The organism is Actinomadura chokoriensis, from assembly GCF_039529475.1.
GTDB classification, from domain to species: Bacteria; Actinomycetota; Actinomycetes; order Streptosporangiales; family Streptosporangiaceae; genus Spirillospora; species Spirillospora bangladeshensis.
Window position 1 is genome coordinate 239446 of sequence record NZ_BAAAMW010000010.1, and the last position, 18044, is coordinate 257489.

Here is an 18044-nt window from a genome sequence, read left to right on the forward strand (position 1 = left end):
GGGAGTCCGCGCCCTGGCCAGCGTCATTCCGGGCCGGCTGCGCGCCGGGTGGGCCCGGGCGCCGCGGCCGAGGGGACGAATCGCCACACGTCCCCACGGCCGCGGTTTTTCATGTCTTGTCGGTTTTCAGCACACTTTCAGGTTGGGTCCAGGCGGCCTGCAGGCGGGGAGCGCACTCTCGTTGTCGAGTGAACGACAGGGGGATCCGATGAACACCGACCGGCAGCAGCCGCCGCCTTGGGAGCCGCAGAGACCCGACTTCACCCCGCACGGGGGCGCGCACGGCGAATGGTCATGGCAGAACGTCCCGGCACCGGAGCAGCCGGCCGCCCGGCCGAGCCTCTTCGGCACGGCGCGGCGGAAGGCCGCGGCGGTGGGGGCCGCCGCGGCACTGGCCCTCGGGGCGGGCGGTGCGGGCGCGGCGCTGACCCTGGCGCTGACGCACGAGCAGACCGTCTACGCGAGCCCGACGGCGGTCTCGGGGGCCTCGTCCACCAGCACGACCGCGCAGGTGGCGGCCGCCGTCCAGCCGAGCGTGGTGTCGATCCAGGCGCAGACGGCCTCGGGCACGGCGACCGGCTCCGGGGTGATCCTGCGCTCGGACGGGGTCATCCTCACCAACGCGCACGTCGTGTCGGGGGCGCGGCAGGTCGCGGTGAAGTTCAGCGACGGCAGGACCGCGGCGGCGCAGGTGCTCGGGGCCGAGACCGGTGACGACATCGCGGTGATCAAGGCGCAGGACGTGTCGGGCCTCAAGCCCGCGACGCTCGGCGACAGCAGCCGGCTCGCGGTCGGCGACCAGGTCCTCGCCGTGGGCAGCCCGCTCGGGCTGGACGGCTCGGTGACCTCCGGCATCGTCAGCGCGCTGGGACGGCAGATCCAGGAGGGCGACTCCGAGCAGCAGCTCCCGCCGGGTCTGCGCGGGCAGCTGTCCCAGCAGCAGCAGACCGTGATCAAGAACGCGATCCAGACGGACGCCGCGATCAACCCCGGGAACTCCGGCGGCGCCCTGGTGAACGCGTCCGGGCAGGTGATCGGGATCAACACCGCGATCGCCACGTCCGGCAGCAGCGACGGGAACATCGGGGTCGGCTTCGCCATCCCGATCGACTCCGCGAAGAAGACCGCCGACACGATCATCGCCGGCGCCACGGTCTGACCCGGTCGCCGTCCGGCCAGGCTCTGGGGGGAGCGGGCGGACGGGCGGCGGACCGGTCAGAAGGTCCTCCCGGCCGGGCCGGGCATGGGAGGGCCGGCAAGGGAGAACGGCCGCGTGACCTGCCTGTGGATCACGCGGCCGTTCAGCCCTTTCATGAGCCCGGGCCGCTTCCTGAGCCGTCTGGTCAGGAGCCGTCCGATCACGAGCCGTCTGGTCAGGAGCTTCGGACCCTGATCGCGGGCTTGCGCTTGACCTTCGACAGCATCTTGCGCGTGGAGTGCAGGTACACCTCCCGCGGCAGGGTGCGCACCCGCACCGGCAGCCGCGGATACACCGCGGCCAGCGCCGCCACGAGCAGCCGGAACCGCATCTCCCGCGCCTTGCTCCATTTCCACCCGTACTGCACGCGGATCGGCTCGGGCATCATCCCCGCAGTGAGCAGCCGGATCATCATCAGGCCCGGCGCGTTCAGCGGCCCGCCCGGCAGTTTCGGGTGCAGCACCTGCTCGGCGACCGCCCGGGACGCGTCGCTGATCTTCAAGCTGTTGAGCATGCCCGCGTAGTACACGCGGAAGTCGCGGTAGGTCGCCGGCATGCGCTCTTCCGGGCAGCCCAGGATCGTCGCGTAGATCTTGGTCTGCCGGTAGAACTCGTCAAGCTCGCGCTCGCTGAACGTCCGGCGGAACAGCAGCTGGTAGAACTGCGTCGCCACCGCGAACAGCGTGGACGCGACCCACACCTGCAACTCGGGGTCGTTCGCCTCGTAGCCGGGCCCCGTGATGGACTCGTGCCCCTTCGTGACGAGGGCGCTGAGGGTCTCGGCCTCCTCCCGCGTCCCGAACTGGACGACGTAGAGCCACCCCATCGTGTTGCGCAGCCGCCGCGCGGGATCGTCCGCCGTATAACTGTGGTCGTAGACGCCCTGCGCCACCTTGGGATGCGCGGTCTGGAGCAGCGACGCCGCCCCGCCCGCCGCGATGAGCGCGCCCTCCTGGGAGATCACGCGGATCAGGTCGCCGTCCTTGAAGATTCCGTCCTGGACGATTCCGTCCCTGAAGATTCCGTCAGCCATGCCGGACAGTGTAAGTAAGTACTTGCAGTTGTCGCTACCGGAGGGTAATCCAGGCGACAAGATCACGGCCCGGCTGCGACAATGGGGACATGCCCGAGCAGATCCACGTCCGCGGCTCGGTCTCCATCCCGGAGTCCGAGCTCGGCTGGCGCTTCTCCCGCTCCTCGGGGCCGGGCGGGCAGCACGTCAACACCAGCGCCACCGCCGCCGAACTCTCCTTCGACGTCGCGAACTCCCCGTCCCTCCCCGAGCACCTGCGCGCCCGCGCCCTCGAACGCCTGGCCGGACGGCTCGTCCGCGGCGTCCTGACGATCCGCGCGGAGGAGTACCGCTCCCAGCAGCGCAACCGCGACGCCGCCCGCACCCGCCTCGCGACCCTCCTGGCCGACGCGACGGCACCGCCCCCGAAGAAGCGCATCCCGAAGAAGATCCCGCGCGGCATCAACGAGCGGCGCCTGGAGAACAAGAAGCGGCGCTCGGCGGTCAAGCGCCAGCGCTCCGCCCGCTGGGACTGACCCCGCTGATCGCGTCGAGCCCACCGCCACCCGAAGGCGGCAGCGGGCCCGGCTCTACCGTCACCGGTCGCGGCGACCGCGTTCGCCGGTGTCCTCTTCCAGCTCGATGTGCTCCTTGCGGACCTGGCCGCCGACGGTCCTCTGCTCCGTGCGGGTCTCCTTGGTGGCCCGCACCCGTTCCACCGGGATGGTCTCCTTGGAGACCACCGGCTCCTCCTCGTGCAGGGTCATGTCGTACTCGGCCTCGCTGATCTCGGGCCCGCGCATCGCCGCGTCCCGGTTCTCATCGGTGATCGGCTCGCGCTCGACCCGGACCTCCTCGTGGCTCACCGGAACGGTCATCTCCTGTTCCTCGGTGACCACGTACTTGCGCAACCTGGCGTGGCCGCTCTCGCGGGTCTCCTTGCCGACGTGCAACTGCTCCTCGGAGCGGGTCATCGCATTGTCGCCAGTCGTCTGCGCCTCAGTCGTGGGCGTCCCAGTCGTGGGCGCCCCACTCGCGGGCGCCTGCCTGCGGCCCCGCTCGATGCTGTAGTAGTCGTACAGCCGCCGCTCCTCGCTCGCCGAGATGTGCCCGTCGGCGTCGACCTCGACGTCGGGCGCGTGCTTGATGAAGTCCTTCTCGTAGAGCGACTCGATATGGTCGGCCACCACCTCGACGCCGCTGACGGGTACGAAGGTCTCCTTGGTGCCCATCAGCCCGGTCTGGACGCCCAGCCACTCGGGCCGTCCCGTGGCATCGTCCTGGAAGACGTCCTTCACATCGCCGACCTTGCGGCCGTCCACGTCCTGTAGCGGGTGGTTCAGCACCTGGGGAATCTGCCGTTCGCTGATCATTGCTTCCTCCCTCCGCTACGTGATCCCTAACCCCGAACCTCGAAGGCACCCACCCCCCAGGGCAAATCTCCCTAAAAGTCCCCTTTGTCCGCCTCTATGTTCCGAGCCGGCCGGCGCGGTGCCGGAGGCGATCGGCCAGATCGTCCGCGCGGCGCCAAGCCCGCCGGGGCCATGCTTTACGTATACGCGTGGGTGTTATGCGGCGTCTGGTACCTGCCGAGGGAGGCATGCCGGGCGGACGGCCGGACGCCGGTGCGTTGCCTGCGGTGTCGCATTGCGACTTCCCCATCAGCCTTAGCCCATGGATTTCGTTAGGGCCTGTTCGGCGGCCTTCATCTGTTCGGGCAACTGGTCGATGCCGGGGTGGGTGATGGCGGGGAAACTGCCCGGGACGAAGGCGTCCATGAGGGTGTCGATGATGCCCCGTGGGTTCTCGTCGTCCGGGATGCAGTGCAGTACCGCTATGAGGAGGAGGCCGACCGGGCGCTTGAACCCGCATCCGCGGCGCCGCCCGTGCTCCGCGGCCGTCCCACGTCCTGTTGGCGGGCGCCAGATGAAGACTTCCGACTCGACCGTCATGGCACCGCGGCCGGCCGCCGTTGCCGGTGTGGTGGACGGCTCGCTGATCACCGCCGCGAGGCTGGGGGCGGGGCTTTGCCTCTACGTGACACTCGGTGGCGGAACACCACGCGATGACCACCCCATCGAGTTCGTGCCGACCGCCGAGGCGGCCACGGCACTGCGGCGCACCCTGCTGGACGAGGGCGGTGCCGCCTTCGAGGCGCCCTGCCGTGTCGGCCTGAGGCTGCGGGATGCGTGACGGGGCCCGCGGCGTCCCTCCTGCGGGGGACGCCGCGAGCGTGCGGTCAGACCTGCTGCCAGAGGGCGGGGACGTTCGGCGGGGTCCAGCCGGGCTGGGCGGTGTGGGCCTGCAGGCAGCGGTAGGACGCGCCGTCGTAGGTCACCACGTCGCCGACGTCGTACGCCGTGCCGACCGCCCAGGTGCCGCCCGGGTCACCGGGGCCCGGGTCGCCGGGGCCGGGGTCGCCCGGGTCGTCCACGCGTCCGCCGACGTTGACGCCGGCCCACGCGTTCGCGGTCGCGGCGTACTCGGCGCTGCTCGCCCCGTACAGGCCGGACGCGGCGGCGAGGGTGGCGCGGCGGGCGTCGGCGTAGTCGGTGGTCGGGCGCATCTCCTCGGTGAGCGCCTTGTACCAGATCGCGGCGGCCTTCTCCCGGCCGATGCCGGTGACGGGCTGCCCGTCGGCGGTCGGCGAGTTGTACTGGACGCCGTTGACCACCTTCGAGCCGCTGCCCTCGGACAGCAGGTAGAAGAAGTGGTTCGCGATGCCCGACGAGTAGTGGACGTCGACGCCGCCGGCGTTCGGCGACCAGTTGTCCAGCGAGCCGCCGTCCTTGCTGGGGCGGTCCATGTACCGCAGCGGCGCGCCGTTGCCGCGGATGTTCAGCTTCTCGCCGATGAGATAGTCGCCGACGTCGCTGGAGTTGTTCGCCCAGAACTCCATGGCGGTGGCCATGATGTCGGACGTCGCCTCGTTCAGCCCGCCGGACTCGCCCTGGTAGATGAGCCCCGCCGTGTTCGACGTGACGCCGTGCGTCATCTCGTGCCCGGCGACGTCCAGTTCGGTCAGCGGCCGGCTGTTGCCCTGCCCGTCCCCGTACGTCATGCAGAAGCACGAGTCGTCCCAGAAGGCGTTGACGTAGCCGCTGCTGTAGTGGACGCGGGAGTACGCGCCGACGCCGTCGCCGCGGATGCCCGTCCGGCCGAAGACGGTCTTGTAGAAGTCCCAGGTCTCGCCGGCGCCGTAGGCGGCGTCGACGGCGGCGGTCTGGGCGCTGCTCGGCGAGCCGGTGCCCCACACGTCGTCGCTGTCGCTGAACAGCGTGCCCCGGCCGGACGTGGCGCCGTTCAGGTTGGTGGTGTCGTGGTTGCCGCGCGCAGTGTCGCGCAGGTAGTAGGTGCCGCCGGAGTTGGTGGTGCCCAGTTGGACGGTGCCGGAGTACTGGCTGTTGCCGGTGCCGGTCTGGACGCCCTGCCACTCGATGACCTTCTTGCCGGTGAGGGCGTCGGTGACGACGTGCAGCCGGTTCGGGGTGCCGTCCCGCTGCGTCCCGCCGACGACGGTCTCCCAGGCGAGGACGGGCTCGCCGTCCGCCATCCAGACGACCTTGCGGGGCGCGACGCTGCCCGCCGCCTTCGGCGTGGCCGGACGCGTGGACACCAGCGTCTTCGGTGCGGTGTTCACCTTCAGGGTCTTGGTGACCCCCTGGCTGACGCGGGTGATGGAGCCGGACGGCGCCCGGTGGACGATCAGGTCGCCGCCGAGGACGGGCAGCCCGTCGTAGGTGCGCGCGTAGTGGGTGTGGGTGGTGCCGTCCTTGTCCTTGACGACGGTCTTCGTCTTCAGCTCGACCTTGGCGCCGAGCTTGAGCTGCGACGCGGTCTCGTCCTGCTGAGCCTTGGCCCGGCCGACGAGCGCCTTGTACTCCTTCGCGCTCACCTTGGCGGGCAGCTGGCCGGGATCGCCCTGGTTCGGCGGGGACGCGGCGGTGGCCGGCCCCGCCTGCAGCGCGACCGCCGCCATCGCGGCGGCGGTGACGAGAGCGCTGCTCAGGGCGACGCGCCGGTGGGCGCGCCGGTGGACGTGCCGGTGGGCGTGTCCGGGGGTCGTGGATCTCACGGGGGTACTCCTTTGGGGGCTCGCCCCGGCGGGCATAGTGGTGCCGGCCGGGGCTCGGGAGTGGTCGGAGGCGGGTGTGCCTGCGGAACGATCGCATGCATCTGCGGGCAAGTCACCGCAAAGTCGACCATCGGCCGGAACCGTAGGGAGATCCGTCCGGACGCAAGGGGAACCCCTACCGGGCGCAGGGGTGGACTATCGCGGCAGCGTCGCTCCCGACTCGTCCGGCAGGGCCGCCGGCCCGTCCAGCAGAGCCCCGAGTTGCGTGCGCGAGCGGATGCCGAGCTTGCGGTAGATGCGGGTGAGGGACGCCTCGACGGTCTTCACGCTCAGGAACAGCCGGTTCGCGACCTGCTGGTTCGTGATGCCCTGCCCGACGAGCAGCGCGATCCGCCGCTCCCCTTCGCTCAGGGACGTCCGGTCGAGCGCGGCTCCCTCCCGCGGCCCCATATCCAGGCTCGCGAGCCGGTGCCGCGCGTGCTCCGCCCAGGGCCGCGCCTCGCACCGCAGGAAGATCTCCAGTGCTTCCGAGGCGGCCGCGCGGGCGGGCCCGGCGCGGCGTCGGCGGCGCTCGATCCGGGCCTGTTCGAGGAGGCAGTGCCCGGCTTCGAGGGGCTGCCCGAGGCGTTCGAACAGCGTCGCCGTCCGGCTCAGCAGCGCGACGGCCGCGTCCGGTTCGCCGCGGGCGGCGAGCAGGCAGGCCTCGGCGCGGTCGAGCCGTCCGGTGACGCCGATGCCGCGCGCCCGGTCGCCGACCACGATGCGGGTCGTCCGGATCACCTCCGCCGCCCGCGCGGTGTCGCCGAGCGCGACGAGCCCCTGCGCGAGGTCGCCGTGCCGGCGCAGCACCAACGGCGACAGCAGCCCGCGCCCCTCGCCGAGCGTGTCGATCCGCCACAGCGCCTCGACGCCCGCGCGGACGTCGCCGAGCCGCATGCGGGCGACGCCGAGCACGTGCAGCAGGCGGCTCTGGAAGATGACGTCGTCCTCCTGCTCGGACGCGCGCAGCCCCCGCTCGGCGAGCGCGACCGCGCGCCGGAGGCTGCCGCCGGCCAGTTCCGCCAGCGCGCCGTGGTACCAGGCCGGTCCCGGGCTGAGCGCGGCCTCCTCGGTGACGCGCATGGCCCGGTCGGCGAAGTCGAGCGCCTCCCGGCAGCGTCCCGTGTGGACGGCGATCTCCGACAGGTTCCGCAGGACGTGCACGACCTCCTCGCCCGACCCGCGTTCGACCAGTGCCAGCATCCGGAGCAGGTCTTCGCGGGCCTCGGCGAGGCGGTCCTCGAACACCGCGCAGTAGGCGGCCAGGTAGCGCGGCGTCATGTGCAGCTGCCCGTCCAGCGGCGGTTCGGGCAGGCGCCGCGCCCGGCGCAGGTCGGTGGCGTAGTCGCCGCGCCCTTCGATCAGCGAGATGTTCGCCCGGACGGTCAGCGCCTTCGCTTCGAGCGCCGTGTCGCCCGTCGCCCGCGCGTGCGCGAGCGCGCCGTTGGCCTCCTGCTCGGCGCGTCCGGGCGCGCCGTTGACCAGCGCGCCGAGCGCCATCCGCAGCCGGAGCGGGCCGAGCAGCGCGGGGTCGCCGTCGGCGTCCACCAGCGCGGCGGCGAACACCTCCCCCATCTCGGCGAGGCCCTGCCCGGACAGGTCCAGCAGTGCGAGCCGGACCCGGACCCGCTGCGCCGGCGTCGCGTCCGCGGCGAGGACGGCCTCGGCGGCCCGGTGCACCAGGTCGGGCAGGCCGCCGTTCGCGCCCGTCTCGGCGGCCGCGACCAGCCATTCCAGCCGTTCGGCCGGGGACCGGTCGGCGGCCAGCCGGTACAGCTCGGCGGCCATCCGGTGCGAGCCCTGCCGGACGGCCTGCTCCGCCGCCGTGACCAGCGAATGCGCCGGCTCGGCGCTCGGGCCGGGGTCGGCGAGGGCGCGGTGCCGGGCCCGTCCGGCAGCGTCCGGGACAACGGCGGCGAGCGCGCGGTGAACCCGCGCCAGGTGCCGCGCGTCGGCGGACTCGGCGAGGACGGTCCCGACGGCGGGCGGCGTGAACCGGATGCCGCCGCCCTCGCTGATCAGCAGCCCGAGACCGGCGGCGGCCCGGACGTCCCGCACGGCGCCGGTGCGTCCCGCACGGCACAGCAGGTCGGTCGTCGGTCGGATCGCGAGCGCCGCCATGAGCAGCGTCTCGCGCGCCTCGGCCGGCAGCCGGGCCAGCCGCTCCGCGATCACCGACTGGACGCGCTGCGGCAGCGGAGCCGGCCGCCAGTGCCGCGGGATGCGGTCGGTGAACGCGCCGCCCAGCGCCAGCGCGAGGTAGGGGTTGCCGCCCGAGTCGGAGTGCAGCGTGTTCACCACCCGCACCGGGAGGCCGTAGCTGTCGAACATCTCGGCCAGCTCGTCCGGGGTCAGCGGGGGCACGGGCAGGTGCAGCGCGTCGGGCGCGGGCGCCCAGGGGGCGCCGCCTCCGGCCGCGAACCCGTCCGCCCACCGCCCCGCGACGATGGCCCGGACGCCCTTCCCCGCGAGCCGCCCGACCGCGTACCGGACGGCGTCGGCGGACTCCCCGTCCAGCCATTGCGCGTCGTCGACGAGGACCAGCACCGGACGCTCCTCGGCGCACCGGGCGAGCAGGCCCCGCAAGGACAACCGGCATCCGACATGGTCCGCGTGCGGTTCGGGCAGCCCGCTCAGCCGCTCGCGCGGCAGCTCACCGACCAGCGGCGCGGGCAGTTGGTCGAGCAGCTCGGCGAGGCCCGAGCACGGCACCCACCGCTCGGTCTCCGTACCCGCGGCCCGCAGCACCAGCTCGCCGCGCGCGTCCGCCGCGGCCCCGGCGGCTTCGAGGAGCGCCGTCTTCCCGATGCCGCTCGGCCCGGTCAGCACGACGCTTCCGTTCGCCGCGAGACTGGCCTCGATGGTCGCGAGCAGTGCGGACCGCCCTGCCGGCGCGGGCGGTCTTCCCTTCCGGACCACCGTCGGCGCGGCACGGACGTCCATGGATCGCTCCTTCCAGGAGAAACCGGACGCCACCTCCGACCATAACCACGCCGACCCCCCACCCACAACGACCCCGCTCCACCGCCGACTCGGACGCCGGTAATCCTGCTGAAGAAGGGCCGGTCCTCCGCCGGCAAGGCCGTCGGTCCTCCCTGGTCAGGGACGTCAGTCCTCCTTGGGAGGATCGTCGAACAGCCCCTTGTCGCGCTTGTTGTAGTCGGGAACCATTTTCTGGATGGTCTCCGTGAAGTTGGCTCCGCCGGCCCCCTGGAGCAGACCCGCGAGACCGAAGCCGCCGGAGACGGGACTTTTCCCGTGCCGCGACTGCCGCCATACCCATGAATTCGGCACCCGCCCGGTCGGGTCGGTCGCGGGCGCATTGGTCTTCATCCCGGCGCTCATCACCATCTGCTCCAGCTTGGCGAGGGTGCCCCAGACCATGTTGTCGGCCGCGTCGCGAAAGGATCCGCCCAGATCGGCGAAGACGGCATCGTTGTGGAACGCCTTCTGCCAGCCCACGTCCAGTGCCATGACCGCCGCGACGACTCCCGCGCAGGCGGCGGCCACCTTGACCACCACGGTCGAGACCTGCTCCAGGAAGGTCTCGCATTCCACCGCGACCTCCGATGCCTGGGCGTACGCCGCCGGCGCGGTGAAGACACCGGCCAGCGCCGCCAGAACGTAGGCCAAGCACGCCAGCAGGATCACCGCTATCACGACCATCAATGCGACCACGATGAGCAGCAGGCCGCCGATCATGGTCATCGTGGTGCCGACCGCGAACGCGAGCTGCTTCGATCCGGTCAGCTGGCCGCGGTACTCGTCGATCCGCTCGTCGTAGGCGTCCCTGTCGCGGCCCTGCCATTCCTCCTTGGGCAGCTCGGTGCCGTCGGCGGCCTCCTGGGCGCCGCCGAGCTCCCCGTACATGTCCAGCCATTTCAGCCCGGCCTTGAACACGGCCTCGGGATCCCCTTGGTTCGCGTACATGAGCGCCGCGCAGGGCCATGCCGCCGGGATCACCATCGCCACGATGTTGGCACTGGTCAACGCGCCCACCGCAGCCTGGGAGCTGGCGCTGGTCATCGATCGGCTCCGATCGTCGGGTTCACGGGCGCCGAAGGGCGCTCTTGGTCTCCGCTGATTCCCAATTGGTGGCCGAGACGGCGAGGAGGTCCCGGAAGGCGTTGAGCGCCTTCTTCTTCGTCTCCAGGTCCTCCTCGGCGAACTCCACGGCCTCGGCGCACGCCATCGCGTACACGTAGGAGCTGGCGGTGAAGCCGCTCTGAACGGCGTCGCGCGACAACTGGAGATCGTTCCACGCGGCCTGCAAATGCTTGTTCACATTCGCATGCAGCCGCTGACCATGTTCGGCCATCCGGGCCGGCGTAGCACGCCGGTCATCATCACCGGGGCTCATCGCGCCTCCCGCTCTGACTACTGCGGTTGTGCATCGTAGAGGCGCCGGAAAATATATGCAAGCACGGTGATCAGCGACATCTCACCCGGCCTCCATGGCAGACTGGGACACCATGTCCGATCCGTTCTCCGCGCCCGTGGTCGTCGTGACAAATGAAGGTTTCGACGATGAGACCGGTCTGCTCTCCTATGTCCTCACCGACGGTGAGCGGAAGGAGATCGGCCGAGCGGTCGAGATAAAACGCAAGAATCCGCTGCTCATGCGCATCGCGCCGCCGATCGAGCCCAAGCCGTTTCATTTCGAGTTGCTACTCAGCACCGGGGCCGGCATGCCATTGCTCAGGATCGAGAAGCGGCAGCGCTTTCCCCAGCGCGTATGGGCCTCGGTCAGCGAACCCGCCGGACCGGTGATCGGCGTCCTGACCGCACCCGCGTTTCCGTGGCGGTCCTGGGACTACAAGATCAAAGACGCCGGGGGGACGGAGACGGCGCGTATCGAGCGTGTCCACCGGCGCCATTTCCCCTATACCTGCGTCCAGGACGGCACGGAGATCGCCCAGGTGGACGCGACCAGGGGCTGGCAGACGAAGGTCCGCGGCACCAGAGACTTCTTCAACAGGTTCGGAAACGAGTACACCGTCCAGATCTCCGGCGAGGCGCGGGGGCCGCTGCGCACCCTGCTGGCCGTGTTCCCGATCATCGGCGACCTGAGCCGCAACGAGATGGCCAACCAGGTCATACGTCCCTGACCAGAAAGGACCGACCATGGCCGGCATGTTCGACGTGGAGGCGATGCTCGGCATCGACATCGCCGGTGCCGCCCAGTCCGCGCAGCGCATGGCCGAGAAATCGGTGGAGCTGCAGGAGCGCCTCGCGGGGCTGACCGGGGAGGCGGAGACCCCGGACGGCCGGGTGCGCGTGGTGTTCTCCCCCGAGGAGGGCCTTCCCGAGGTGCACATCGACCCGCGCGCGATGCGGATGGGTTCGGAGGAGCTGGCGGCGACGATCAGCAGGCTCAGTCGTGAGGCCGTCCAGGATCTGCAGCGGCGCAAGCAGGAGATCGCGGGCGAGGTGTACGGGGATGATGCGGCCGCCGATGTCCCCAAGCCCGAGGCGCTCAAGGAGACGCTGCGAGGCATGGACGACATCGTCCAGGCGCTGTCGCGGGACGCGAACGCCATGCTCGACCAGATCCGCCGGCAAATGCCACGCGAGAGCTGAGAGCCGTTCGCGAGCACGTACGCCCGCCGCGCCGGGGTGGCGGGGCGGGCGTCCGTGAAGGGTGGGTGGGTCCGTGAAGGGTGGGTCAGTCGAACTGCTCGATGAAGGGGACCTTCTTGCCTGACTGGGTGTTGGTGCCTGCGCTCACTAGGGCGGACGTGCCTGGGCGGGCGTCGGCGTCGGTCGCCTGGGCGGTGCCGGTGCGGGAGGGGCCGTTCAGGGTCGTCCAGGACGTGCCGTCGTAGTGCAGGTACTGGGTGTTCGCGCCGGTTGTTGCGGGGAGCACGACTACGCCGCCGTTGCCGTCCGACGACATGGCGATGCCGGTCGCGGTCAGCGGGAGGTTGGTCGTCGTCCAGGACGTGCCGTCGTAGTGCAGGAGCGCGTTGGTCGTCTGGGCGTTCTGACGGGCGCGTAGGACGTAGACGTTCGTCGGGGAGTCGGCGACGATGCGGTGCAGGGTGCCCTGGTAGCCGGGGGTGCCGAGGCCACCGGGGACGTTGATCCGCGTCCAGGACGTGCCGTCGAAGTGCATCACCAGGCCGGTGACGGACGTGCCGGTCTCGGCCGTGGTGCCGGCGAGCCACACGTCGTCCACCGCGCGGACGTCCAAGGCGGTGATGGACGAGGACGGCGGCAGCGGCACCACCGGGTCGACCCAGGCGCTGCCCGTCCAGCGCAGGATGGCGCTCGGGCCACCGCCGGAGGGGTTGATCCCGGCGATGGAGTAGGCGGTGCCGTCGGGGGCGGCGGACACGGCGGTCGGGAAGCCCACCAGCGGGTAGGCGACCTGGCTCCACGCGGTGCCGTTCCAGTACAGGCCGAGGGTGCCGCCGAGGTTGTAGCCGATGATCCACGCCTTGGACGGGCCTGCGACGGCGACGTCGATCGGGGTGAAGCCGACCGGGCTCGTGTCCGCGACCCACGCGGAGCCCGTCCAGCGGACGATCTTCGCCTGCGGGCCGAAGAAGGAGCCGGCGGCGCCGACGGCCCAGCCCGCGTCCCCGGCACCGAAGTCGACCCGCTCCAGGCTGCCGTCGTAGGCCAGGGCCGTGCTGGGGGCGTTCGTCCAGCCGGCGGCGTGCGCGGGGGCGGCCAGCGCGACCGTACCGGCGCCGCAGGCCAGGGCGGTGGCGACCACCAGTGCCGCATTGCGTCTCATGGGCTCCCACTTCCAAGATCACAGCAAGGGTGCGCCACAGAGTACGGGATCACTTACTGGCGCGGTGCGGGGAGCCCTGCCCGATCGGCATGGCGCCGGGCGGAGACGCCAAGACGCCCGGAACCTCGCGGTTCCGGGCGTCCGGTGAACGGGGAGGGCTACTCGCCCTTCCAGTTCGGCTTGCGCTTCTCGGCGAACGCCGCCGGGCCCTCCTGGGCGTCCTTGGAGGTGAAGACCGGCAGGGTGATCTCCTGCTGCTTCTTCCACGCCTCCTCGGTCGTCCAGTCCGCGGACTCGACGATGACCTTCTTGGTCGCCGCGAGCGCCAGCGGCGCGTTCTCGGCGACCTTGAGGGCCAGCTCCTTGGCCGCGGCGAGCGCGCCGCCGGACTCGGCGAGCCGGTTGACGAACCCGAGCTCGGCCATCCGCTCCGCCGGGTACTTGTCGCCGGTGAGGGCGATCTCCATGGCGATGTGGTACGGGATGCGCTGCGGCAGCCGCAGCAGCCCGCCGCCCGCCGCGACCAGGCCGCGCTTCGGCTCGGGCAGCCCGAACTGGGCGTCCCGCGCCGCGACGATCATGTCGCAGGACAGCGCGACCTCGCAGCCGCCGGCCAGGGCGTAGCCCTCGATGGCGGCGATCATCGGCTTGGCCGGCGGGCGCTCGGTGAGGCCAGCGAACCCGCGCCCCTCGACGACCGGGTTGTCGCCGGTGAGGAAGCCCTTGAGGTCCATGCCCGCGCAGAACGTGCCGCCGGCGCCGGTGAGGATGCCGATGGACAGGTCCTTGCGGGTCTCCAGCTCCTCGACGGCCGCCGCGATGCCCCGCGCCACCTCGCCGTTGACCGCGTTGCGGGCCTCCGGGCGGTTGATGGTGATGACGAGGACGGCGCCGTCTTCCTCGGTCAGTACGGCGGGGTTGCCGGGGGGCGTGGGGGGTCGTCCCCCCTCGGGCGATACAGCGTCGGTCATTCAGTGCCTCACTTCGGCTGGAAGCGGATACCGCCGTCGAAGCGGATGGTCTCGCCGTTCATGTAGTCGTTCTCGATCAGGGCCTTCACGAGGTGCGCGAACTCCGCCGCCGTGCCCATCCGCTTCGGGAACGGGACGGGGGCGGCGAGCTTGGCCTTGAACGCCTCGGCCTGCTCGCCCGAGCCGTAGATCGGGGTGTCGATGATGCCCGGGCAGATGGTGTTGACCCGGACGCCGATCGCGGCGAGGTCGCGCGCCGCCGGCAGCGTCATGCCGACGATGCCGCCCTTGGACGCCGAGTAGGCGATCTGGCCGGTCTGGCCCTCCAGCGCGGCGACGGACGCGGTGTTGACCACCACGCCGCGCAGGCCGTCGGCGTCGGCGGGCTCGGTCTTGGAGATCGCGGCCGCGCCGATCCGCATCAGGTTGAAGGTGCCGATCAGGTTGACCCGGATGACGGTCTCGAAGGAGGCCAGGTCGTGCGGGGTGCCGTCGCGGTTCACGGTCCGCGACGCCCAGCCGATCCCGGCGCTGTTGACGATGACGCGCAGCGGGGCGCCGGTGTCGACGGCGGCCTGCACCGCGGCCTGCACCTGCTCCTCGTTGGACACGTCGGTCTTGACGAAGACGCCGCCGACCTCGTCGGCGAGGGCCTTGCCCTTGTCCTCGTTCAGGTCGGCGACGACCACCTTGGCGCCTTCGGCGGCCAGCGCGCGGACGGTGGCCTCACCGAGGCCGCTCGCGCCACCGGATACGACGGCGGAAACTCCGTTCAGGTCCATAAGCGACACCTTACGTGAGGGACCGAATGTGGTTCGGGGTGATGCTATCCAGACGGCACCGCGCGCTCCGCTCACACCCCGGCGGATCGCCGAGCGCGTTATTACTCACGGGTTACAATAGGCCCCGCGTTTGCTCCGCGCAGCTCCGGGCACCCGCGTCATGTGGACGATGGGGCCGTCCCCGGTCACGTGGACGGCGGGGCCGTCCCCGGGAGGAGCCGAGCATGAGCGAACGTCCGGCACAGAGCCAGTCCTACCCCGGGCGGACCGGGGACATGACACCCGAGCCACGCGACGAGATGCGCGACTACCTCGGCAGCGACCTATTGCACGGCCGCCGGGCGCTGATCACCGGCGGCGACTCCGGCATCGGCCGCGCCACCGCCGTCGCGTTCGCCAAGGAGGGCGCCGACGTCGCGATCACCTACCTCGAGGAGGACGACGACGCCCGGCACACCGCGGGACTGGTCGAGGCCGCCGGGCGGCGCTGCCTCACCTACGGCGGCGACATGGCCGAGGAGCGGCACTGCCGGGAGGTCGTCGAGCACGCCGTCCGCGAACTGGGCTCGCTGGACGTGCTCGTCCTGCACCACGGCACGCAGAAGCCGGTGAAGGACGTCCGGGAGATCGACGGCGAGCAGCTCCGCCGGACGTTCGCGGTGAACGTGTTCGCGGTGTTCTGGACCATCCAGGAAGCCCTTGACCACATGGGGCCAGGGTCGTCCATCATCATCACGGGGTCCATCAACGGGCTGCGCGGCAACAAGTCGCTCATCGACTACTCCGCCAGCAAGGGCGCGGTGATGTCGCTGACCGCGAGCCTCGCCCAGAGCCTCATGGACCGCGAGATCCGCGTCAACTGCGTCGCGCCGGGGCCGGTCTGGACGCCGCTGATTCCGGCGACGTTCGACGAGGACCGTGTCGAGTCCTTTGGGAAGAACGCGCCGATGGGACGTCCCGCTGATCCGGATGAGATCGCGCCGTCCTATGTGTTCTTCGCCTCCAACCGGCAGTCGTCGTACTACACCGGGCAGACACTGGTTCCCGCCGGCGGGGAGATACATCCAGGCTGATGGACTTGCAGCGGAGCGACACTGGAGAGTCCGGCTACGGACGCCGGAAGGCAGGCAAGGGGTTCGTCTATCTGGGGCTGGACGGCCGTCCCCTGCAAGACCCCACCGAGAAGCAGCGCATCAAGTCACTCGTCATCCCGCCTGCGTGGAAGGACGTCTGGATCTGCCCGGACCCGGACGGCCACATCCAGGCGATGGGCACCGACGCGGCAGGGCGGCGCCAGTACCTCTACCACGAGGCATGGCGGGAACAGCGCGACCAAGAGAAACATGAGCACGTCCTAGAGCTGGCCGAACGGCTGCCCAAGGTGCGCCACACGATCGCCGAGCATCTGATGGAACACGGGTATACGCGGGAACGGGTCTTGGCGGCTGCGGTGCGCCTCATCGACCTCGGCTTCTTCCGTATCGGCGGCGAGTCGTACGCGGCGGAGAACGGCACGTTCGGGCTCGCGACCGTCCTGCGCGAGCACGTCACGTGCCGGCGCGACGAGGTGACGTTCGAGTACCCGGCCAAGGGCTCGAAGGACCTGTACCGGGCCGTCGCCGAGGAGAACGTGTGCAAGGTCGTCAGCGGCCTCAAGCGGCGCCGCGACGGCGGCCCCGAACTGCTCGCCTACCGGACGCGGGACGGATGGCACGACGTCACGACGTCCGACATCAACGACTTCGTCCGGGAGGTCACCGGCGGCGACTTCACCGCCAAGGACTTCCGCACCTGGCACGCCACCGTGCTCGCCGCGGTCGGGCTCGCGGTGTCGGTCCGGGCGGGCGGCAGCGACACGGCCCGCAAGCGCGCCATCGTCCGCGTCGTCAAGGAGGTCGCCGCCTACCTCGGCAACACGCCGGCGGTGGCGCGGGCGTCCTACATCGATCCGCGCATCATCCGGCTCTACGAGGACGGCGAGACGATCGCGCCGGCGCTCGGCCGGCTCGGCGTGGAGGCGTCCGAGGGCGAACTGGCCACGCAGGGGCCGGTCGAGCAGGCCGTCTTGGATCTGCTGCGCTCGGCGCCCGGCTGAGGCGGGCGGTACTGAGCGGGCGGTACCGAGTGGGCGGTGGGACGATCGGGAGATCACTCCCCTCCGCGCGATCTCGCGACCGTCCACCGGCCTTCTTCGTAGAGGCGAACGTTCACCAGGCCGACACCCGTTCCCTGACGGGACCGCGATCTTCGGCGGGCTCGGGCACTTCCAGGCAGTACATGGCGTACGCGTGCTGGATCACCGGCAACGCCACGTTCCGCACCCGGATACCGCCCGACGTGAGGCCCTTCTCCGTCCCCTTGTGCGCGTGGCCGTGCACGGCGAGGTCGACGCGGCCCGCCGAGTCGATCGCCTCACCCAGCAGGTAGCTGCCAAGGAACGGATAGATTTCCGGCGGCTCGCCTTCGAGGGTGTCGGCGCAGGGCGCGTAGTGGGTGAGGGCGACCGTGACGTCGGTGTCCAGGTCGGTGAGGGACGTGTTCAGCCGGTCGGCGAAATCCTTGGTGTGCCGGATGAACGCCTTCATCTCCGGCTCGCCGAAGTCGCTGGCGCAGCGGCCCTCGAACCCGCCGCCGAACCCCTTGCCGCCCGCGATGCCGAGGCTCGTCCCGGCGCAGTCGATCACGGTCGCGTCGCCTTCGAGGACGGTCACGCCGGCGTCCCGCAGCACGCCGCCGATCTCGCTCTCGGCGTCGGAGTGGTAGTCGTGGTTGCCGAGCACGGCGACCACCGGGACGCCGAGTCCGCGCAGCTCACCGGCCGCGACCTCGCCCTCCTCGACCGTCCCGTGCCGGGTCAGGTCGCCGGCGACCAGGAACACGTCCGCATGGTCGGCGAGCGCGGCCAGCCGCGCCCGGTACGCGCCGGCCACCTCCGGCCCGACGTGCAGGTCGCCCGCCGCCGCGACGCGGATCATGAGATCTGCTCCTCTCCGTCCGGTTCGGGCACCGCGATGACGTGCAGCTCGTTGCAGATCCGGCGGCCCTCGGCGGCGTCGCGGGCGGCCTCCTCGACGGCCCGGCTCCGCTCCTCGCTCACCACCTCGCCGCGCAGATGGACGACGTCGCCGCGGACGTCCACCCGGATGCCGAGCTCGTACGCCTCCATCGCGAGCCGCTCCTGGATGTGCGCGGCCACGTAGCCCGATATGTCGGTCATGGCCTGCC

At 71.3% G+C, this 18044-nt stretch carries 19 protein-coding genes; 7 read left to right on the forward strand and 12 right to left on the reverse strand.

Features of this window, described 5'->3' with window-relative positions; translation table 11 throughout:
- Positions 1-208: 208 nt before the first annotated feature.
- Positions 209-1159 (forward strand): S1C family serine protease, encoded by a 951-nt coding sequence (locus tag ABFX46_RS22890; RefSeq protein WP_346044992.1) that lies wholly within the window; start codon positions 209-211, stop codon positions 1157-1159.
- A 214-nt stretch (positions 1160-1373) separates the two neighbouring features.
- On the opposite strand, the gene ABFX46_RS22895 is transcribed toward ABFX46_RS22890, so the two are convergent.
- Positions 1374-2231: an oxygenase MpaB family protein gene (locus ABFX46_RS22895; protein WP_346044993.1), complete on the reverse strand. Its 858-nt coding sequence runs from the start codon at positions 2229-2231 to the stop codon at positions 1374-1376.
- A gap of 89 nt (positions 2232-2320) precedes the next feature.
- Between ABFX46_RS22895 and arfB the strand changes: the two genes are divergently transcribed.
- Positions 2321-2746 (forward strand): alternative ribosome rescue aminoacyl-tRNA hydrolase ArfB, encoded by a 426-nt coding sequence (gene arfB / locus ABFX46_RS22900; RefSeq protein WP_163058049.1) that lies wholly within the window; start codon positions 2321-2323, stop codon positions 2744-2746.
- A gap of 60 nt (positions 2747-2806) precedes the next feature.
- Here arfB and ABFX46_RS22905 read toward each other — a convergent pair whose 3' ends face one another.
- Positions 2807-3583: a DUF2382 domain-containing protein gene (locus tag ABFX46_RS22905; protein WP_346044995.1), complete on the reverse strand. Its 777-nt coding sequence runs from the start codon at positions 3581-3583 to the stop codon at positions 2807-2809.
- Between the two features lie 294 nt (positions 3584-3877).
- Positions 3878-4213, reverse strand: coding sequence for an SAM-dependent methyltransferase (locus ABFX46_RS22910; protein ID WP_346044997.1), 336 nt, complete (start codon positions 4211-4213; stop codon positions 3878-3880).
- On the opposite strand from ABFX46_RS22910, the gene ABFX46_RS22915 reads away from it, so the two are divergent.
- Entirely contained in the window at positions 4194-4403 is a 210-nt protein-coding gene (locus ABFX46_RS22915) for a hypothetical protein (RefSeq protein ID WP_346044999.1), read from the forward strand. The two genes, ABFX46_RS22910 and ABFX46_RS22915, sit on opposite strands and share 20 nt — an antisense overlap.
- Before the next feature lie 46 nt (positions 4404-4449).
- On the opposite strand, the gene ABFX46_RS22920 is transcribed toward ABFX46_RS22915, so the two are convergent.
- From ABFX46_RS22920 to ABFX46_RS22935, 4 genes are all read right to left on the reverse strand, one after another.
- The gene (locus tag ABFX46_RS22920) at positions 4450-6285 is read right to left on the reverse strand and encodes a M4 family metallopeptidase (RefSeq protein ID WP_346045001.1); all 1836 of its coding nucleotides are present in this window, start codon (positions 6283-6285) and stop codon (positions 4450-4452) included.
- Positions 6286-6480: 195 nt separating this feature from the next.
- Complete coding sequence (locus ABFX46_RS22925) at positions 6481-9267, reverse strand: AAA family ATPase (protein WP_346045003.1); 2787 nt, start codon at positions 9265-9267, stop codon at positions 6481-6483.
- Between the two features lie 165 nt (positions 9268-9432).
- Positions 9433-10350 carry a hypothetical protein gene (locus ABFX46_RS22930; RefSeq protein WP_346045005.1) on the reverse strand — a complete coding sequence of 306 codons (918 nt, stop codon included), beginning with the start codon at positions 10348-10350 and terminating at the stop codon, positions 9433-9435.
- A gap of 22 nt (positions 10351-10372) precedes the next feature.
- Positions 10373-10684, reverse strand: a complete 312-nt coding sequence (locus tag ABFX46_RS22935; RefSeq protein ID WP_346045007.1) for a hypothetical protein — start codon at positions 10682-10684, stop codon at positions 10373-10375.
- A gap of 112 nt (positions 10685-10796) precedes the next feature.
- Here ABFX46_RS22935 and ABFX46_RS22940 point away from each other — a divergent pair, with 112 nt between their 5' ends.
- Together ABFX46_RS22940 and ABFX46_RS22945 are read left to right on the forward strand one after the other, a co-directional pair.
- Positions 10797-11432, forward strand: coding sequence for a hypothetical protein (locus tag ABFX46_RS22940; protein WP_346045009.1), 636 nt, complete (start codon positions 10797-10799; stop codon positions 11430-11432).
- A gap of 16 nt (positions 11433-11448) precedes the next feature.
- The gene (locus ABFX46_RS22945) at positions 11449-11904 is read left to right on the forward strand and encodes a YbaB/EbfC family nucleoid-associated protein (RefSeq protein WP_346045011.1); all 456 of its coding nucleotides are present in this window, start codon (positions 11449-11451) and stop codon (positions 11902-11904) included.
- 85 nt (positions 11905-11989) lie between these two features.
- Here the strand turns inward: ABFX46_RS22945 and ABFX46_RS22950 are convergent, their stop codons facing one another.
- The 3 genes from ABFX46_RS22950 to ABFX46_RS22960 all read right to left on the reverse strand — a co-directional run bounded on the left by ABFX46_RS22950 (position 11990) and on the right by ABFX46_RS22960 (position 14819).
- Complete coding sequence (locus ABFX46_RS22950) at positions 11990-13066, reverse strand: hypothetical protein (RefSeq protein ID WP_346045012.1); 1077 nt, start codon at positions 13064-13066, stop codon at positions 11990-11992.
- A gap of 158 nt (positions 13067-13224) precedes the next feature.
- Positions 13225-14037, reverse strand: coding sequence for a crotonase/enoyl-CoA hydratase family protein (locus ABFX46_RS22955; protein ID WP_346045014.1), 813 nt, complete (start codon positions 14035-14037; stop codon positions 13225-13227).
- An 8-nt stretch (positions 14038-14045) separates the two neighbouring features.
- Positions 14046-14819 (reverse strand): SDR family oxidoreductase, encoded by a 774-nt coding sequence (locus tag ABFX46_RS22960; RefSeq protein WP_346045016.1) that lies wholly within the window; start codon positions 14817-14819, stop codon positions 14046-14048.
- Between the two features lie 224 nt (positions 14820-15043).
- Between ABFX46_RS22960 and ABFX46_RS22965 the strand changes: the two genes are divergently transcribed.
- Together ABFX46_RS22965 and ABFX46_RS22970 are read left to right on the forward strand one after the other, a co-directional pair.
- Entirely contained in the window at positions 15044-15892 is an 849-nt protein-coding gene (locus tag ABFX46_RS22965; RefSeq protein ID WP_346045018.1) for an SDR family oxidoreductase, read from the forward strand.
- A complete protein-coding gene (locus ABFX46_RS22970; protein WP_346045019.1) occupies positions 15892-16914 on the forward strand; it encodes a DNA topoisomerase IB in 1023 nt (340 codons plus the stop codon). Before ABFX46_RS22965 ends, ABFX46_RS22970 begins: the two co-directional genes overlap by 1 nt.
- A 112-nt stretch (positions 16915-17026) precedes the next feature.
- On the opposite strand, the gene ABFX46_RS22975 is transcribed toward ABFX46_RS22970, so the two are convergent.
- Together ABFX46_RS22975 and ABFX46_RS22980 are read right to left on the reverse strand one after the other, a co-directional pair.
- On the reverse strand, positions 17027-17794 hold the full coding sequence (locus ABFX46_RS22975) for a metallophosphoesterase family protein (protein WP_346045021.1): 768 nt from the start codon (positions 17792-17794) through the stop codon (positions 17027-17029).
- A complete protein-coding gene (locus tag ABFX46_RS22980) occupies positions 17791-18036 on the reverse strand; it encodes a BON domain-containing protein (protein WP_163053350.1) in 246 nt (81 codons plus the stop codon). Before ABFX46_RS22980 ends, ABFX46_RS22975 begins: the two co-directional genes overlap by 4 nt.
- Between the last annotated feature and the right edge of the window lie 8 nt (positions 18037-18044).

Coding starts and splice junctions, on each gene's coding strand:
- ABFX46_RS22940 (WP_346045009.1), top strand. CDS start 10,797: ATGTCCGATCCGTTCTCCGCGCCCGTGGTCGTCGTGACAAATGAAGGT.
- ABFX46_RS22935 (WP_346045007.1), bottom strand. CDS start 10,684: ATGAGCCCCGGTGATGATGACCGGCGTGCTACGCCGGCCCGGATGGCC.
- ABFX46_RS22980 (WP_163053350.1), bottom strand. CDS start 18,036: ATGACCGACATATCGGGCTACGTGGCCGCGCACATCCAGGAGCGGCTC.
- ABFX46_RS22890 (WP_346044992.1), top strand. CDS start 209: ATGAACACCGACCGGCAGCAGCCGCCGCCTTGGGAGCCGCAGAGACCC.
- ABFX46_RS22895 (WP_346044993.1), bottom strand. CDS start 2,231: ATGGCTGACGGAATCTTCAGGGACGGAATCGTCCAGGACGGAATCTTC.
- ABFX46_RS22945 (WP_346045011.1), top strand. CDS start 11,449: ATGGCCGGCATGTTCGACGTGGAGGCGATGCTCGGCATCGACATCGCC.
- arfB (WP_163058049.1), top strand. CDS start 2,321: ATGCCCGAGCAGATCCACGTCCGCGGCTCGGTCTCCATCCCGGAGTCC.
- ABFX46_RS22960 (WP_346045016.1), bottom strand. CDS start 14,819: ATGGACCTGAACGGAGTTTCCGCCGTCGTATCCGGTGGCGCGAGCGGC.
- ABFX46_RS22950 (WP_346045012.1), bottom strand. CDS start 13,066: ATGAGACGCAATGCGGCACTGGTGGTCGCCACCGCCCTGGCCTGCGGC.
- ABFX46_RS22965 (WP_346045018.1), top strand. CDS start 15,044: ATGAGCGAACGTCCGGCACAGAGCCAGTCCTACCCCGGGCGGACCGGG.
- ABFX46_RS22975 (WP_346045021.1), bottom strand. CDS start 17,794: ATGATCCGCGTCGCGGCGGCGGGCGACCTGCACGTCGGGCCGGAGGTG.
- ABFX46_RS22955 (WP_346045014.1), bottom strand. CDS start 14,037: ATGACCGACGCTGTATCGCCCGAGGGGGGACGACCCCCCACGCCCCCC.
- ABFX46_RS22970 (WP_346045019.1), top strand. CDS start 15,892: ATGGACTTGCAGCGGAGCGACACTGGAGAGTCCGGCTACGGACGCCGG.
- ABFX46_RS22905 (WP_346044995.1), bottom strand. CDS start 3,583: ATGATCAGCGAACGGCAGATTCCCCAGGTGCTGAACCACCCGCTACAG.
- ABFX46_RS22925 (WP_346045003.1), bottom strand. CDS start 9,267: ATGGACGTCCGTGCCGCGCCGACGGTGGTCCGGAAGGGAAGACCGCCC.
- ABFX46_RS22930 (WP_346045005.1), bottom strand. CDS start 10,350: ATGACCAGCGCCAGCTCCCAGGCTGCGGTGGGCGCGTTGACCAGTGCC.